At 69.7% G+C, this 16,698-nt stretch carries 11 protein-coding genes and 1 pseudogene; 9 read left to right on the top strand and 3 right to left on the bottom strand.

From position 1 onward, the window contains the following. Positions 1-307: 307 nt before the first annotated feature. Both CA983_RS26285 and solA read right to left on the bottom strand, forming a co-directional pair. Positions 308-982: a haloacid dehalogenase type II gene (locus tag CA983_RS26285; protein ID WP_086603323.1), complete on the bottom strand. Its 675-nt coding sequence runs from the start codon at positions 980-982 to the stop codon at positions 308-310. A 112-nt stretch (positions 983-1,094) separates the two neighbouring features. Further along, on the bottom strand, positions 1,095-2,231 hold the full coding sequence (solA, locus tag CA983_RS26290; RefSeq protein ID WP_086603324.1) for an N-methyl-L-tryptophan oxidase: 1,137 nt from the start codon (positions 2,229-2,231) through the stop codon (positions 1,095-1,097). Between the two features lie 276 nt (positions 2,232-2,507). Between solA and CA983_RS26295 the strand changes: the two genes are divergently transcribed. From CA983_RS26295 to CA983_RS26305, 3 genes are all read left to right on the top strand, one after another. Next, positions 2,508-4,127 (top strand): PucR family transcriptional regulator, encoded by a 1,620-nt coding sequence (locus tag CA983_RS26295; protein ID WP_086603325.1) that lies wholly within the window; start codon positions 2,508-2,510, stop codon positions 4,125-4,127. A gap of 124 nt (positions 4,128-4,251) precedes the next feature. Further along, positions 4,252-5,337 (top strand): ABC transporter substrate-binding protein, encoded by a 1,086-nt coding sequence (locus CA983_RS26300; protein WP_086603326.1) that lies wholly within the window; start codon positions 4,252-4,254, stop codon positions 5,335-5,337. 163 nt (positions 5,338-5,500) lie between these two features. Further along, the gene (locus CA983_RS26305; RefSeq protein WP_244207112.1) at positions 5,501-8,134 is read left to right on the top strand and encodes a SpoIIE family protein phosphatase; all 2,634 of its coding nucleotides are present in this window, start codon (positions 5,501-5,503) and stop codon (positions 8,132-8,134) included. A gap of 18 nt (positions 8,135-8,152) precedes the next feature. On the opposite strand, the gene aztB is transcribed toward CA983_RS26305, so the two are convergent. After that, the gene (gene aztB / locus CA983_RS26310; RefSeq protein WP_167407463.1) at positions 8,153-9,211 is read right to left on the bottom strand and encodes a zinc ABC transporter permease AztB; all 1,059 of its coding nucleotides are present in this window, start codon (positions 9,209-9,211) and stop codon (positions 8,153-8,155) included. 15 nt (positions 9,212-9,226) lie between these two features. Between aztB and aztA the strand changes: the two are divergent. The 6 genes and pseudogenes from aztA to CA983_RS26340 all read left to right on the top strand — a co-directional run bounded on the left by aztA (position 9,227) and on the right by CA983_RS26340 (position 16,689). Continuing rightward, positions 9,227-9,966, top strand: a pseudogene (gene aztA / locus CA983_RS26315) (zinc ABC transporter ATP-binding protein AztA). Positions 9,967-10,291: 325 nt separating this feature from the next. Next, the gene (locus CA983_RS26320; protein WP_086603328.1) at positions 10,292-11,587 is read left to right on the top strand and encodes an ABC transporter substrate-binding protein; all 1,296 of its coding nucleotides are present in this window, start codon (positions 10,292-10,294) and stop codon (positions 11,585-11,587) included. Further along, complete coding sequence (locus tag CA983_RS26325; protein ID WP_086603329.1) at positions 11,584-12,558, top strand: carbohydrate ABC transporter permease; 975 nt, start codon at positions 11,584-11,586, stop codon at positions 12,556-12,558. The genes CA983_RS26320 and CA983_RS26325 overlap by 4 nt, the downstream gene beginning before the upstream one ends. Beyond that, the gene (locus CA983_RS26330; RefSeq protein WP_086603330.1) at positions 12,555-13,421 is read left to right on the top strand and encodes a carbohydrate ABC transporter permease; all 867 of its coding nucleotides are present in this window, start codon (positions 12,555-12,557) and stop codon (positions 13,419-13,421) included. Before CA983_RS26325 ends, CA983_RS26330 begins: the two co-directional genes overlap by 4 nt. An 11-nt stretch (positions 13,422-13,432) precedes the next feature. Further along, positions 13,433-15,685 carry an alpha-xylosidase gene (yicI, locus tag CA983_RS26335; protein ID WP_086603331.1) on the top strand — a complete coding sequence of 751 codons (2,253 nt, stop codon included), beginning with the start codon at positions 13,433-13,435 and terminating at the stop codon, positions 15,683-15,685. Continuing rightward, positions 15,685-16,689: a LacI family DNA-binding transcriptional regulator gene (locus tag CA983_RS26340; RefSeq protein ID WP_086603332.1), complete on the top strand. Its 1,005-nt coding sequence runs from the start codon at positions 15,685-15,687 to the stop codon at positions 16,687-16,689. Before yicI ends, CA983_RS26340 begins: the two co-directional genes overlap by 1 nt. Positions 16,690-16,698: the final 9 nt, after the last annotated feature.

Consider the following 16,698-nt stretch of genomic DNA (forward strand, 5'->3'; position numbering starts at 1 on the left):
GGGGTGCGCCTCGTCGGATCCGAGGCCCGCGCCGGGGGTCGGGAGGGTGTCGATTCGCGTGGCCGTGGCTCGGGGTTCCACGGGACGGCCAGAGTTCCGCGCTGGGGGCGACGGTGAGGCCGTGCATGCCGTAGAAGATCCGCCCGCCGACCGGGGCGTGGACCGTGTGCCCCCGCCGTCGGTCGGTCGATGATGCGGCCGAGGATGTCGCCCCCTCGGCCCAGTACTTCGAGTTCTACGCGGCTTCGCCGACAAGCTCGGCGGGGGTCCTTCGGGGCTGTCCGTGCGGGACGATGTGCGTCGCGAGTCAGATGCCGAGCATCCGGTTGAGGTCGTCCAGGGACTTCACCGGCACGTAGTCGTAGCCGTGGGTGACGGGGTCGTATCCGCGGTCCAGCAGGATGAGGTTGCGGAAGCCCATGTCGTGCATCGGCATCAGGTCGTAGCGGGTGTGCGAGGAGACGTGCACGAAGTCCTCGGGGGACGCGTCGAGCTGGTCGAGCATGTACTCGAACGCGGCGTAGCGGGGCTTGTAGTAGCCGGCCTGCTCCGCGGTGTAGACCGCGTGGAAGTCCGCCCCGAGCCGGGGCACGCTCTCCTCCAGGAAGGAGTCTTCCGCGTTGGAGAAGATCACCAGCTTGTAGTTCTCGCCCATCTTCTTCAGCGGTTCCGGCACGTCGGCGTGGGGGCCCCAGCTGCGGACGCCGTCGGCGAACCGCTTGCCCGCGTCCGACGCCGCCTTCACACCCCACTTGCGGCAGACCCGCTCGAAGGAGTCCTGCAACACCTGCTCGTAGGGGTAGTACTCGCCGCGGACCTGGTCGTAACGGTAGCCGCGGAACTCGCGAACGAACTGGTCCCACTGCTCGGCGGGGATCTGGTCGCCGACGAGCTCCCGCGTGATGGGAGTGATCGGGAACTCGATCAACGTGCCGTAACAGTCGAACGAGACGTACTTCGGCCGGAACGAGGGTTCAGTCATGGGAGTGCTCTCTTATGACCAGGGAACTGAATATGCTTCAGTTCCGCCTTTTCGGATTTTTTCGGGCACGACTGGGACGGACGTGCCGAAGAGAGGGGGAAGCTGCCGTGGATCAGGCGGCGCCGACTCCGGCCGGGGCGAGGAAGCCGACGGGATGGTCCGTGGTGCCGTCGAGTGCGAGGTCGGCGGCGATCTCGCCCATGGCCGGCGACAGTTTGAAGCCGCTGCCGGAGAATCCGGCCATGACGATGATGTCGTCCTCGCCGGGAACACGGCCCACGAGCGGGTTTCCGGACTCCGTGTAGCCCTCCATGTAGACCGAGAGCCTGATGGGGTCGGGGTTCAGATCGGGCATCAGCTCGCCGATGAGCTCGCGGAAGGTGGCGAGTTCCTCCGGGCGGACCGTGCGGTCGAGCCGTTCGGGGTCGGGTACCGGCAGATAACGGGCGAGGGACAGGCCCAGCTTGACGGAGATGCCGTCGGGCGACGGGAGCCCGTAGCAGTCATGGGGTGTGCTGCGTACGAAGGCGGGGGCGCCGCCCGCGAACCAGTCGTGGCGGGTGGGGATGTGCCAGGAGCTGATCAGCCGGCGGATGTCGACGGACCGCGGCAGGTCCGGGAGCAGGGTGTTGATCCAGGGGCCCACGGTCACCACGGCGGTGTCGACGTGGTCCGTGCCCCGGTCGGTGACGATGTGCACCCCGCCGCTCGCCGCGGGGGCGATCTCCCGCACCGGGGTGTAGCGGTGCAGCCGGGCGCCGAGTTGCTCGGCGCGGGCGGCGGCGGCCTGGATCGACGCCTCTGGCCTGAGGATGGCGCCCATCCGGTCCAGGACGGCGGTGTGCCCGTCCGGGAGGCGGTGCTGGGGGTAGCGGCGGGCGAGTTCCTCCCGGTCCAGTACCTCGTGGTCCAGCCCGTGGGTGGAGCTGGCGGTGAGGAGGAGGCGCATCGACGGCGAGGCGGTCTCGCCCATCACCAGGCATCCGCTGCGGCGTCGCAGTGAGGAGCCGGTTTCACGCTGGAGCCGGTCCCACATCCGGTCGGCGAGCCGCAGCAGCGGTATGTACCCGGGGTCACCGAGGTGCACGGCGCGGAAGATGCGGGTCTCGCCCCCGGCCGCGCCCCGGTCGTGACCCGGCGCGTACCGGTCGTAGCCGATGACCTCGGCCCCGCGGGCGGCAAGTCGCCACATGGCCTGGCTGCCCATGCTTCCGGCACCGATCACGGCGACGCGCTTCGGGATGCGCATGAGGTCTTCCTTTCGCCGGGTGCGGCCTGGGTGTCAGTGGTGCCCCAACACGGTGCGGACACCGTGCGGACCTTCCGATTCGGGCCCCCTGGGGATGGCGTTCACTCTCGACCCCGGCGAACACGCAGGTCAACCCACACTCTGTTCCGCCCTGGCGCCTTATCGAGACGATCTGTCACGGCGAGCGGGCCGGCCACGGAAAGTGCCCTTCCCCTCTTGCCACGGTGATGTGCCGGTGCAAAGGTGACCCCGATCCCTCGGACGAAAGCACCGCCTATGCCGCCCAGACGTCCCGCAACCGGGCACTTCCCGACCATCACGGAGGTTCTGCGCCTCCCCGTGCTGGCCGAGGGGATGCCGCGCGTGCTGGCCGGTGAGTCACAGCTGGACCGCGCGGTGCGCTGGGTGCACGTCACCGAACTGCTCAACCCCGCCGCTTTCCTCGAGGGCGGCGAGCTGGTCCTGACGACCGGCATGCCCTATCCCGAGGACGCCTCCGAGCTGCGTGGCTACGTCGACCAGCTCGCCGATGTCGGCGCGGCCGGCCTGATCGTGGAGCTCGGTTACCGGTACGGGAAGGTGCCCGACGAGCTGGTGGCGGCCTGCCGTGCCCGTGAGGTGCCGCTGGTCGAGCTGGCCCGCGGCGTCCGGTTCATCGACGTCACGCAGACGGTGCACGCGCTCATCCTCGACGCCCAGGGGGCGCTGCTGCGCCGCGGCAGGGACATCCAGGACATCTTCACCGCCCTGACGCTGCGGGGCGCGGACCCCGAGGAACTGGTGCACACCACCGCGGAGCTCACCGGTGCCCCCGTGGTGCTGGAGGACCTCACCCACCGGGTCCTGATGTGCGAACTGCTCGGCCGGCCGTACGAGCCGGTGGTGTCGGCCTGGTCCCGGCGTTCCCGGGCCGCGCCGACCCCGGAGAAGATCACGCCGAGCGGCCCGGAGGGGTGGCTGATCGCGCCCGTGCAGGACCACCAGGGGCCGTGGGGACGGCTCGTCCTCCTGGAGGGCCGGCTGAACCCGGAGCCCGATCCGGAACACGTCCTGGTCCTGGAGCGCGCGGCGGTCGCCCTGAGCATGGCGCGGCTGGCCGGGCCGGCCTGGTGGGAGCGCCGGGCCCACCGCTCGGTGCTGCGGGACCTGTACGAACGGCGTTTCCGCTCCCCCGCGGACGCCCGTGCCCGCGCCGAGGCACTGGGCCTGCCGACCCTCGGGCACCGCCTCTTCGCCGTGGTCATCCGCCACACTCACACCGGCACCGGCGAGCACCTCGACGAACGGATCGCGAAGGCGATGGCGCAGACCGGCATCCGCGCCCTGGTCGGCGAGACGGCCCCGGGCCGGATCGGCATGCTCCTGGCCCTGGCGCAGGCCAGCGCCTGGCAGCCGGTCGCCGAGCGGATCGGCCGTCTGTGCCGCGAGGAACTCGGCCCGGAGGCCGTCGTCACCGTCGGCCCCGGCGTGACCGACCTCTCCGGGATCGCCCGGTCGTGGCAGGAGGCCGAGCAGACGGCCGAGGCCATCACGCCCGCCTCACCCGACCGCTGGTTCTACGTCCCCGCCGATGTCCAGCTGCCGGAACTCCTGGGCGTGCTGCGGGAGGACATCCGCCTTCAGCGGTACGCGGAACGGCAGCTCACGCGTCTCATCGAGCACGACGACCGCAACGGCGGCGACCTGCTCCCCGCGCTGCGCGCCTATCTGACGGCGGCCGGGAACAAGTCGGTCGCGGCGAAACAGGCCGGCATGTCCCGTCAGGCGTTCTACCAGCGCCTCCACACCATCGAGCGGCTCCTCGGCTGTGATCTGGAGTCGGGCCTGCAGTGCACGTCCCTGCACGTCGCGGTGCTGGTGCTGGACGCATCGGGAGCGGCAGCGCCCGGCACGTGACATTTACTGCACACCTGCACAACCTTCCCAACTTCACAAAGAAGATATTTGCATCAATGAAATACCTTCCGCGTGAATCCACCCCCCATATCGCCCCCGCGCCCGGATCCACAGGAGGAAGAGGGTGAGAGAACTCGGGATCGATCGCAGAGCATTTCTGAGGGGCGGAGCCGCAGCAGGCGTCGCCGCCACTTCACTCGCCTGCCGGCCCCGCTCCGACCAGGGCACCACCAGGACCGAGAACAGCAGACCACTCGTCGTCCGCGACATCGGCGGCTCTTACGGAGCGGCGAACCGAAAGGCCGTCTACGACCCGTTCACCAGGGAGACCGGAATCCGGATCAAGGTGGTGAACATCCTGCACGAGCAGATGATCGCCCAGATCAAGGAAGGCCGCCCCCGGTTCGATGTCATGGACATCAACATGACGCACTTGGCGCTCTTCAAGCGGGAGGGGATTTCAGAGGAGCTCGACCACGACCGGCTGAAGAACGCGAGGAATGCCGGCATCGCCAAGTCCCTGTTGACCTCTCATGGCGTGGGAAAGAACTATTGGGCCAGCGTCCTGGCATACCGCACCGATGCCTTCGGCGGGAAAAGGCCCGAATCCTGGGCGGACTTCTGGAGCATCGGGCGATTCCCGGGCGGACGCGCGTTGCAGGGCTCGCTGGACTGGCCGGAGCTGGAGTTCGCCCTGCTTGCCGACGGCGTGCCGCTCGACAAGCTGTATCCGCTCGACGTGGACCGTGCCTTCGCGGCCCTCGACGACATCAAGGGCTCCGTGCTGACGTACTGGGAGAGCGGCGCCGTACCGGGTGAGCTGCTGGGGCGTAAGAAGGTCGTGGCCTCCAGCGTCTGGAACGGCCGCGTCCAGAGTCTGATCAAGGGCGGTTCCCCGCTCGCGTACGCGTGGAACGGTGCCCGCAGGCAGAGCAACGGCTACGGCATTCCCAAAGGCGCGGCGAATCCGGAGGCCGCGTACCGGCTCATCGACTTCGCGCTGCGGCCCGACGTGCAGGCCCACTTCGCGCAGATCCACCCCGCGGGCCCTGTCGTGCCGGCCGCCTACGCGTACCTCTCCGAGACCGCGGCCGCGGACCTGGCGAGCACTCCCGGACACCTGCGGTCCGGTTTCGACCTGGACGTCGAGTGGTGGGTCGAGAACGGGGATGCCGTGACCAGGCGCTGGCAGGCATGGGCACACAGCTGAGATCGAGGCACACGGAGCCGTGAAAGTCAGGAAAAAGGATATGGCCAGTCGTCTTGGTCGCCTCTCGGTGTCTCGGTTCCACCGGGACAGCGGTCCGTGCTCGACCTCCCTGCCCCGGGTGCGCAGCGTCGCGGCCCAGGTGTTCCTGCTGCAGCTGGCGATCATGGTCCTGTTCGCCGCGGCCGCGGGCGTGGCCCTGGTGTTCCAGGCCCGGAACGCGAGCATGCAGGAGGCCCGGCAGCTGGCCTTCGGGGTCGCCCAGGCCTTCGCGCACGCCCCGGGGACGCTGGAGGCCATGAAGTCCGACAACCCCCGTGTGCTGATGCAGCCGCGTGCGGAGGAAGCCCGTCAGGAGTCCGGGGTCGACTACGTGGTCGCGTTCGATCCGAACGGCTTCCGCTGGACCCATCCGGACCCGGCACTGATCGGGAAGCACATCTTCGCGCTTCGCGAGGGCGCTGCGGCCGACAGACCCTTCACCCAGACCTTCGAGGGCAGTCTCGGCCTCTCCGTGGACTCGACGGTCCCCGTGCACGACACCGGCGGGAAGGCCATCGCCGGCTTTGTGTCGGCCGGCGTCACGGTCGACAGCGTGGACGAGGTGGTGCAGGGCCAGCTGCCGCAGCTGCTCGGTTTCGCCGGGGGCGCGCTGGTGGTCTCCGCGGCTGGGACGGCGCTGGTCTCCCGGCGGTTGCGGCGGCAGACCCACGGCCTGGACCCGTCCGAGATGACCCGCATGTACGAGCACCACGACGCGGTGCTGCACGCGGTGCGGGAAGGGGTGCTGATCATCGGAGGTGACGGGCGGCTCCTGCTGGCCAACGACGAGGCGCGGCGGCTGCTGGACCTGCCCGCGGACGCCGAGGAACGCCGCGTAACCGACCTGGGCCTGGAGGAGGGCACCGCCCGGCTGCTGGGATCGGGCCGGGTGGCCACCGACGAGGTGCACCTGGCGGGTGACCGGCTGCTGGCGGTCAACATGCGGCCGGTCGACCCCGACGGCGGCCCGGCGGGCAGCGTGGTCACGTTGCGCGACACGACGGAGCTGCGGGCCTTGGCGGGCCGGGCGGAGGTGGCCCGGGAGCGGCTGCGGCTACTGTACGAGGCGGGAGTGCGGATCGGCACCACGCTGGATGTGACGAGCACCGCGCGGGAACTGACCGAAGTGGCGGTCCCCCGGTTCGCCGACGCCGCCGCCGTGGACCTGCWGGACCCGGTCCTGCGAGGTGAGGAGCCGGCCGGGCCCGGCTCCGAGATGCGCCGCGCGGCGGTGCACGGCGTCGCGGGCGCCCGGACCCTTCACGCCGTGGTGGAGCTGATCCGCTCTGTCCCCGCCTCCCCCATGGCCGTCGGCGTCGTGCGCGGCCGCGCCGTCCTGGAGGCCGACCCGGCCGCCTCCGGAGACCGGACGGCCGCCCGGGACCCCGACCGCGCCCAGCGCGTGCTGGACGGCGGCTTCCACTCCCTGATCACCGTGCCGCTCCAGGCCCGCGGCGTCGTGCTGGGCATGGCGAGCTTCTGGCGCTCACAGAACCCTCCCTTCGACGAGGAGGATCTGGCCTTCGCCGAGGAACTGGCCGCCCGGGCCGCGGTGGCCGTCGACAACGCCCGCCGCTACACCCGCGAGCACACCCTGGCCGAGACACTCCAGCGCAGCCTGCTGCCCGGCTCCCTGCCCGACCACTCGGCCGTGGACGTCGCCCACCGCTACCTGCCCGCTCTGGACGGAGTCGGCGGCGACTGGTTCGACGTCATCCCCCTGCCCGGCGCCCGGGTCGCGCTGGTGGTCGGCGACGTCGTCGGGCACGGCCTCCACGCCGCGGCCACCATGGGCCAGCTGCGGGCGGCGGTGCACACCTTCTCCGCCCTCGACCTGTCCCCGGACGAGCTCCTCGGCCACCTGGACGAGCTGGTCGCCCGGATCGACGGCGACGACAGCGCCGAGCGGGACGACAAGGGCGTCACGGGGGCCACCTGCCTCTACGCGGTGTACGACCCGTCCTCCGGGCAGTGCTCGCTGGCCCGGTCCGGGCATCCGGAGCCGGCCCTGGTACACCCCGACGGCACTGTGGAGTACCTGCGGGTGCCGGGCGCCCCGCCGCTCGGGCTGGGCGGCGGGGAGCCCTTCGAAACCGCCGAGGTCACCTTGCCCGAGGGGTCCCGGCTGGTCCTCTACACCGACGGCCTGATCGAGGACCGGGAACGCGGCATCGACATCGGCCTGGAAGCGCTGCGCGATGCCCTGGCGCGCCCGGGCCGGACCCCGGAGGAGACCTGCCGGGACGTCTTCGACACCCTGCTTCCGGCTCGCACGGGCGACGACATCGCCCTGCTCGTCGCCCGTACCCACCGGCTCGATCCCTCCCGGGTCGCCGAATGGCACGTGCCGGGCGATCCGGCGGCCGTCGCCGGGATCCGGGCGGACGTCAGCCGTCGGCTCGGCGCCTGGGGACTGGACGAGATGGCCTTCACCACCGAGTTGGTGATCAGCGAGCTGGTCACCAACGCCATCCGCTACGGCACCGAGCCGATCCGGCTGCGGATGCTGCTCGACCGCGACAGCCTCATCTGCGAGGTCACCGACGGCAGCAGCACCTCGCCGCACCTGCGTCGGGCGGCGACCACCGACGAGGGCGGGCGAGGGCTCTTCCTCGTCGCTCAGTTCTCCCAGCGGTGGGGCACCCGCTACATGGCCCGCGGCAAGGTGATCTGGACGGAGCAGTCGCTCCACGGCCCGGCGTCCGACGCCGACGGAGCCACGGCCGACACCCTGCTGGACCAGTGGGACGAGGCCTGACCACCGTGAGGGCGGGGTTCAGTGGCCGGCGACGACACCGGACAGTTCGTTGGTGCTCTTCGGCAGGGTCACGGAGGTGACCTTCTTGCCCGTTTCGATGTCGATGGCGTGCAGCTTGCGCTTGCCCGGCTCGGAGACGTACGCGGTGTGGTCGCGGACGAAGAGGGTGGGCCGGGGCTGCTGCCAGTCCAGCGGCTCCTGCCACTCGTCCACGACGGGGATCTTCTTGTCCGCGGCGTGAACGCCGACGAGGCGCGCACGGCGGTGGTGGCGGAGACCGGATGCCAGGTGGGAGAGGAAGAACAGGGCCACCGCGAGGGCGGAGACGGTCGCGCCGGCGGCGGTGCTCAGGTGCCAGGACAACAGCAGGCCGCAGAAGGTGGCGGTGATGCCGAGCAGCGCCGCGAGGGCCATGACACCTCGCACACTGCGCGCCCAGGGCAGCGCGGCCGCCGGCGGGGCGATGAGCAGGCCGAGGACCAGCAGTGTCCCGACGATGTGGAAGGAGGCGACGATGGCCAGCGCGAGCAGGCCGAGCAGCACGGCGTGGGCGAGGCGGGGACGCAGGCCGAGCGTGCGGGCCTTGCGCGGGTCGAAGGCCAGGGCGAGGAAGGCCCGGTGGCCGAGGACCGAGACGGCCAGGGCCAGCAGCAGCGCCACGCCCAGCAACGCAAGGTCCTGCTCACGGACGGCGAGGACGTCACCGAAGAGGAACCCGGTCAGGTCGACCGCGAAGGACTGCGAGCGCGACACGATGATGACGCCGAGGGACAGCATCCCCACGAAGAGCAGGCCGATGCCGGTGTCCTGGGACAGCCTCGGGGTGCGGCCGAGGGCGGTGACACCCGCGGTCATGACGACCGCGCTCAGCAGCGCCCCCAGCAGCAGGTTGCCACCGAGCAGCGCGGCGAGCGCGACTCCGGGCAGCAACCCGTGGGACATGGCGTCGCCGAGGAAGGCCATCCCCCTGAGCACCACCCAGGTGCCGGCCAGTGCGCAGATCACCGACACCAGCATCCCGCCCCACAGGGCCCGTTGCACGAAGGTCACGTCGAAGGGACCTGTCAACCACTCCATGCGACGGACACTACAATGAAAATCATGTTCAAAACATCCTCCTCTTTCCCCAAGCCGCGGGCAGAACGTCCCGCGTGCGTCTCACCGAGCTCTCCGCCGGCTACCCGGGCCGTCCCGTCCTCCATCAACTTGACGTGGAGATACCGGCCTTGGCCACGACCGCGCTCGTCGGCCCGAACGGAAGCGGGAAGTCCACCCTGCTCGGAGTCCTCGCCGGAGTGATCCAACCCACATCAGGCGAGCTCCATCACGCCGGCGACCGGCCACCGGCGTTCGTCCCGCAGCGCGGCGCCGTCGGGGACGCACTGCCGCTGACGGTCAGGCAGACGGTGGAGATGGGGCGCTGGGGCGAACGCGGACCGTGGCGCCGGCTGACCCGGCAGGACCGCGCCACCGTGGACACGGCCATGGAGCGACTGGGCATCGCCGGCCTCGCCACCCGGCAACTCGGGGAGCTGTCCGGCGGGCAGAGGCAGCGCGCCCTGATCGCCCAAGGGCTCGCCCAGGAGTCGGACCTGTTGCTGCTGGACGAACCGACCACGGGACTCGACCCCGAGGCAAGAGAGCGGATAGGGGTGCTGCTGACGGAGCTGGTCGCCGACGGAGTGACCGTCGTCCAGGCCACGCACGACCTGGAAGCCGCACGCTCGGCGGACGCCTGCCTCCTGCTCCGCGACGGTCACCTGGCAGGACAGGGGCGTCCTGAGCAGGTGCTCACCACCTCGACGCTCGCCCGGATCTGGCAACCGGCGTGACGCGACCACCCCACCGTCACCTCGGTCACCTCGGACACCCGGGCGAACACGAGCGCCTCCAGGAGCACGTTTCTGCGGCGAGCCGGCAAGTTCAGCGGTCAGTCCTGACCCGGGTGCGCGATCGGGTCCGACCGATCAGACACCCGTCCCAATTCCGACGCGCCCCATTGACGCGCCCCCAGCCCCCACATACCTTCCTCCGTCGAAGCGCTTCGACGTCCCGCATCGAAACGATTCGATGAACCCTGCGTGACGCCCCCACGACGAGCGTGACGAGCACGACTCACCGGGACAGTGAGCCATCCGACTCCCCTGGAGGCACTGGATGTTGACGGCACGAAGGCGTGTGGTGGCGACCGCTGCGGCGGTTGTGAGCGGGGCTCTGCTCCTGGCATCCTGCGGGGACTCGGACAGTGGTGGATCAGACGGCAAGACGCTCAAACTGTGGCACTACGAGGGCCCGGACAGTGCGATGGGCGTGGCCTGGAACGCGGCCATCAAGGAGTTCGAGAAGACCCATCCGGGGGTCAAGGTGGAGTTCGAGGAGAAGGGCTTCGAACAGATCCAGAAGACCGCCCCGATGGTCCTCAACTCGGACGACGCACCCGACCTCATGGAGTACAACAAGGGCAACGCGACGGCGGGGCTCCTCTCCAAGCAGGGGCTCCTGACCGATCTGTCCGCCGAGGTCACCAAGCGCGGCTGGGACAAGAAGCTCAGCTCCGGGGTGCGGACGACCAGCCAGTACGACACCAACGGCGTGATGGGTTCCGGGAAGTGGTACGGAATCCCCAACTACGCCGAGTACACGATGGTGTTCTACAACAAGGATCTCTTCAAGAAGCACGGGATCCAGGAACCCACCACGTTCGACGAACTCACCGCAGCCATGGACAAGTTCGTCGACGAGGGCATCACCCCGCTCGCCAACGCGGGCGCCGAGTACATGGCCGGCCAGTACCTCTACCAGCTCGCGTTGTCGAAGGCCGACCGCGCTTGGGTCGACTCGTACCAGCTCTACAAGGGCAGGACCGATTTCCACGACGCCGCCTGGACCTACGGCGCCGAGACCTTCGCGGACTGGGTGAAGAAGGGCTACATCAGCAAGAAGTCCAGCGGTGCGAAGGCGGAGGACGCCGGGGTCTCCTTCATCCAGGGCAAGAGCCCGATCCTGTTCTCCGGCAGCTGGTGGTACGGCCGGTTCGCCGCGGAGAACAAGTTCGACTGGGGCACCTTCCTCTGGCCGGACTCGGACATGACCGCCGGATCCGGCGGCAACCTCTGGGTCGTCCCCAAGGGCGCCGAGAACAAGGAGCTGGCGTACGACTTCATCGACATCACCATGTCGAAGAAGATCCAGAACCTGCTCGGCAACAAGGGCGGCGTCCCGGTGGCGGCCGACCCCGCCGCCATCACCGACCCGCGGGCCAAGGCGCTCATCGCCGACTTCAACACGCTCTCCGAGAGGGACGGCCTGGCCTTTTACCCGGACTGGCCCGTTCCCGGCTTCTACGACGTCCTCGTCTCCGAGACGCAGAAGCTGATCACGGGGAGCGCAAAACCGGAGGCCTACCTGGACGCGGTGCAGGAGGCGTACGACAAGGGCGCGCCGAAGACGTGACCGTCACCGTCGAACGGGGAGAACGGGGCGGCCGGGTCACCGAGAAGCATCAGCACGCGAAGGGCCCGCGCCGCCCCCGGGACTCGTACACCCTGTTCCTGCTCCCGGGGATCCTCGCCTTCTTCGCGATCATCATCGTGCCGTTCCTGATGAACACGGGCGTGAGTTTCACCGAGTGGCAGGGCGTCGGCACCCCGAAGTGGGCCGGGCTCGCCAACTACCGGGAGCTGATGGGCGATTCGGAGTTCTGGGCGTCCTTCCGGCACAGCCTCTTCATGGTCGTGGCGATGGCGGCGGTGCCGACGGTGCTGGGGCTGGTGCTCGCGGCCGCCCTGTTCGGCTTCGTCGGCAAGCACTTCGGGACGAAGACGGTCGCCGTGCTCCGCGCCTGCTTCTATCTCCCGCAGGTCCTGCCGATCGCGGTCGCGGGCATCGTGTGGAGCTGGATCCTCGCGCCGGAGAACGGCTCCCTGAACGAACTCCTCAAGGCCATCGGGCTCGGCGGCCTCCAGCAGGACTGGCTCGGCGACCCGGACTTCGCGCTCTACAGCGTGATGGGCGTGATGGTGTGGGTGCAGATCGGCTTCCCGCTGGTCATCTTCATGGCGGGGCTGCAACGCGCCGACCCGCAGCTGTACGAGGCCGCCGAGCTGGACGGCGCCGGCTGGTGGCGACGGTTCTGGCACGTCACCCTCCCCCAGATCCGGCCCGAGATCTACGTCGTCCTCCTCTGGTGCACGATCGCCGCGCTCAAGGTGTTCGGCGCGGTGTACGTCCTCACGAAGGGCGGGCCCGGCGGTGCGACCAACGTCCCCTCCTACTTCTCCTTCACCACCTTCTTCGAGAAGACCCAGGTCGGCTACGGCGCTGCGATCTCGACCGTGCTGACCGTGGTCATCCTCGTGCTGGCGCTCGTCGGCCTCAAGCTCCAGACCCGCGCCGAGGACGCCGAGGAAGGGCTCCGCACATGACAGCCGTACAAGCCGTACGCACCGAGTCACGCCGGCCCGTCCGCTCCGTCGTGGGCCGCTATCCCGTTTTCGTCGCCCTGTTCATCGGCGCCCTGTTCATGGTCCTGCCCTTCCTGATCGTCGCGCTCAACGCGGTGAAGTCGCCCGCCGAGTACTCGGCGAACGGCCCGCTCAGCCTCCCCGAGGGCGTCTACCTGGACGGCCTGAAGGACTTCTGGGAGCGCGTCGACTTCGGCCAGAAGCTCGTCAACTCCGTACTGATCAGTGGCAGCGTGGCCCTCCTGGCCGTCGTCCTGTCCGTGCTCAACGCGTACGCGATCGGCGTCGGCCGCATCAAGGGCCGCACCTGGGTGCTCGCCTTCTTCGTCCTGGCGAACATGCTGCCGCAGGAGGCGCTGGTCTACCCGGTCTACTACCTGAGCAAGGAAGTCGGCCTGTACGACACCCGGTTGAGCGTGATCATCGTCTTCACCGTGGTCCAGGCCGCGTTCGGTACGTATCTCCTCTCCGCCGTGCTCGGCCAGTTCCCACGCGAGATCATCGAGGCCGCCAAAATCGACGGGGCGAACAAGTGGCAGGAGCTGTGGCGGATCGTCGTCCCCGTCAGCCGACCCACCGTCGGCGTGCTGCTGGTCCTCTTCTTCATCTGGACCTGGAACGAGTTCCTGCTGCCCCTGGTCATGTTGATCTCCAACGACAACCAGACCGTGTCGGTGGCGCTCGGCGTGCTCCAGGGCCAGCGTCTGATGGACGCCACGATGACGAACGCCGCCGCGCTGCTGGGCGTGCTGCCCGCCATCGTCTTCTTCCTGGTCTTCCAGCGGACCCTCACCCGTGGGATCGCCGTGGGTGCCGTCAAGTAAGGGGTAAGGGCGTGAAGTTCACCGATGGCTACTGGCTGCTGCGCGAAGGTATGACCGCGGCCCACCCGGTCGAGGTGCTGGACGTGACCGCCGGGTCGGGCGCCCTGGAGATCCACGCGCCGACCCAGCCCATCCGCCACCGCGGCGACTTGCTGAAGGGACCGGTCGTGACGATCAGCGCGCACGCGCCCATGCCGGACGTCATCGGCGTCACGTTCACGCACTTCGAGGGCGAGGAGCCGCTCGGACCGCAATTCGAGCTGGCGAAGGAGGAGTTCACGGCCCTCACCACGTACGACGAGGAGTCCGCGACCCTCACCGCGGGCGCCCTGGCCATCAGAGTGAACCGCACCGGCCCCTGGCACGTCGACTTCCTCGCGAACGGCCGCACCCTCACCTCGAGTGGCCCCAAGGGCATGGGCATCATGCGGGACGCCGGCACCGGCGGCCACTATCTGCGCGAGCAGCTGAACCTCGGCGTGGGCACGCAGGTCTTCGGGCTCGGCGAGCGCTTCGGGCCGCTGGTCAAGAACGGGCAGGTCGTCGACATGTGGAACGCCGACGGCGGCACGGCCACGGAACAGGCGTACAAGAACGTGCCGTTCTATCTGACGGACGCGGGCTACGGCGTCTTCGTCGACCATCCGGGCCGGGTGTCGTTCGAGGTCGGCTCGGAGGCCGTATCGCGTGTCCAGTTCAGCGCCGAGACACAGCAGTTGACGTACTACGTCATCTACGGCCCGACCCCGAAGGACATCCTCCGCAAGTACACGGCCCTCACCGGCCGCCCGGCCCTGCCGCCCGCCTGGTCGTTCGGGCTGTGGCTGTCGACGTCCTTCACCACCTCGTACGACGAGACCACCGTCACCTCCTTCATCGACGGCATGAGGGAGCGCGACCTCCCGCTCTCCGTCTTCCACTTCGACTGCTTCTGGATGCGCGAGTTCAACTGGTGCGACTTCGAGTGGGATCCGCGGGTCTTCCCGGATCCCGAGGGGATGCTGGCCCGCCTCAAGGAGCGTGGCCTGCACATCTCCGTGTGGGTCAACCCGTACATCGCGCAGCGCTCGCCGCTCTTCGCGGAGGGCCGGGCCCTCGGACATCTGCTGAAGCGGCCGAACGGCAGCGTCTGGCAGTGGGACCTGTGGCAGCCGGGGATGGCCCTCGTCGACTTCACCGGCGAGGCCGCCCGCGCGTGGTACGCGTCGAAGCTGGAAGCCCTGCTCGCGCAAGGCGTCGACTGCTTCAAGACCGACTTCGGGGAGCGGGTCCCGGTCGACGTCGCGTACGCGGACGGCGGCGACCCCGAGCGGATGCACAACTACTACACGTACCTGTACAACCGCACGGTCTTCGACGTGCTGCGCAAGCACCGCGGCGAGGAGGAGGCCGTCGTCTTCGCGCGCTCGGCGACCGCCGGCAGCCAGAAGTTCCCCGTGCACTGGGGCGGCGACTGCGAGGCGACGTACGAGTCGATGGCCGAGTCGCTGCGCGGCGGGCTCTCCCTCGGTCTGTCCGGGTTCGGCTTCTGGAGCCATGACATCGGCGGCTTCGAGGGCACGCCGACGCCCGCCCTCTTCAAACGGTGGATCGCCTTCGGGCTGCTGTCCTCGCACAGCCGGCTGCACGGCAGCTCCTCCTACCGCGTCCCCTGGCTCTTCGACGAGGAGGCCGTGGACGTCCTGCGCCTCTTCACACGCCTGAAGCTGCGCCTGATGCCCTACCTGTACGAGGCCGCCCGGGCCGCGCACACCGAGGGCGTGCCGATGATGCGCGCGATGGTCCTGGAGTTCCCGGACGACCCCGGGTGCGCGCATCTGGAACGGCAGTACATGCTCGGCCCCGACCTGCTGGTCGCCCCCGTGTTCTCCGACGAGGGAGACGTCTCGTACTACGTCCCCGAGGGCACCTGGACCCACTTCCTCAGCGGGCAGCCGGTCACCGGACCGCGCTGGGTTCGCGAGCGGCACGGCTTCCTGAGCGTTCCGCTACTGGTCAGGCCGGGTGCGGTGATCCCGGTGGGGGCCGTGGACGACCGGCCCGACTACGCGTACGCCGACGGGGTCACCCTGCACGCGTACGGGCTCGGGCGCGGCGCCCAGGTGACGGTGTCCGTGGGTGACGTGACCTTCACCGTGGTCCGCGAAGGGGACGCGCTGCGGGCCTCCTGCAGTGATCCCTCGGCACCCTGGGGACTGGCCGCGGGTGGACGTGAGGTGCGGGCGAAGGCCGGTACCGGGTTTCTGACGGTGAAGCCGGGCTGATGGTCAAGATCACCGATGTGGCGCGGCACGCCGGGGTCTCCCCCAGCACGGTCTCGTACGCCCTGAGCGGCAAGCGCCCGATTTCCGAGGAGACCCGGCGGCGCATCGAGGCGTCCATCCACCAGCTCGGCTACAGCCCGCACGCCGGGGCCCGGGCGCTGGCGAGCAGGAGGTCGAATGTGCTGGCGCTGGTGATTCCCTTACGGGCCGGCATCCACGTGCCGGTGGTGATGCAGTTCGCGGCGTCGGTGGTCACCGCCGCCCGTCAGCACGACCACGACGTGCTGCTGCTGACGCAGGAGGAGGGCGAGGCGGGCCTGCGGCGCGTCGCGGACACCGCGCTGGTCGACGCGCTGATCGTGATGGACGTCCAGCTCCACGATCCTCGGCTGCCGTTGCTGCGCGCCCTGGACCGACCCTCTGTGTTGATCGGTTTCCCTCAGTCATCCGAGGGGCTGACCTGCATCGACTTGGACTTCAGGGCGGCGGGTGAGCTCTGCGTCGAGCATCTGGCCGGGCTCGGGCACCGGGTGATCGGGCTCGTGGGGTCGCCGCCCGAGGTGTACGTACGGGAGACGGGCTTCGCCCAGCGCGTGGTCCAGGGCTTCACCGCCGCGGCCGACCGGAACCGGCTGTCCTCCTCGGTCCGCCCGTGCGAGTCGACGCCCGCGGCAGCCCGCCGAGTCGCTGAGCGACTCCTGCGGGAGCAGCCGGCGTTGACGGGTGTCGTGGTGCACAACGAGCCGATTCTGGAGCCAGTGATCGACGCGTTCGAAGGGCTCGGCCTACGGGTCCCGGGGGATCTGTCGGTCACGGCGATCTGCCCGGACGAACTGGCCGAACTCGTCCGCGTCCCCGTCACCTCGATCGCCGTACCGGCCGCCGAGGTGGGCGCCGGGGCGGTGGACCTGCTGATGAAGAAGCTCGGCGGCGGCTGTGCACCGGAGGCGACTCTGCTGTCACCGCGGCTGACGGTGCGGGCCAGCACCCTGCCCCGCCCCTGAACCACCCCC

This window comes from Streptomyces swartbergensis, from assembly GCF_002148965.1.
GTDB classification, from domain to species: Bacteria; Actinomycetota; Actinomycetes; order Streptomycetales; family Streptomycetaceae; genus Streptomyces; species Streptomyces swartbergensis.

Bases quoted from the DNA above. Each gene is read 5' to 3' on its own strand.
- solA (WP_086603324.1), bottom strand. From the start codon at position 2,231: ATGCGCATCCCGAAGCGCGTCGCCGTGATCGGTGCCGGAAGCATGGGC.
- CA983_RS26285 (WP_086603323.1), bottom strand. From the start codon at position 982: ATGACTGAACCCTCGTTCCGGCCGAAGTACGTCTCGTTCGACTGTTAC.
- CA983_RS26330 (WP_086603330.1), top strand. From the start codon at position 12,555: ATGACAGCCGTACAAGCCGTACGCACCGAGTCACGCCGGCCCGTCCGC.
- CA983_RS26320 (WP_086603328.1), top strand. From the start codon at position 10,292: ATGTTGACGGCACGAAGGCGTGTGGTGGCGACCGCTGCGGCGGTTGTG.
- aztB (WP_167407463.1), bottom strand. From the start codon at position 9,211: ATGGAGTGGTTGACAGGTCCCTTCGACGTGACCTTCGTGCAACGGGCC.
- CA983_RS26340 (WP_086603332.1), top strand. From the start codon at position 15,685: ATGGTCAAGATCACCGATGTGGCGCGGCACGCCGGGGTCTCCCCCAGC.
- CA983_RS26295 (WP_086603325.1), top strand. From the start codon at position 2,508: ATGCCGCCCAGACGTCCCGCAACCGGGCACTTCCCGACCATCACGGAG.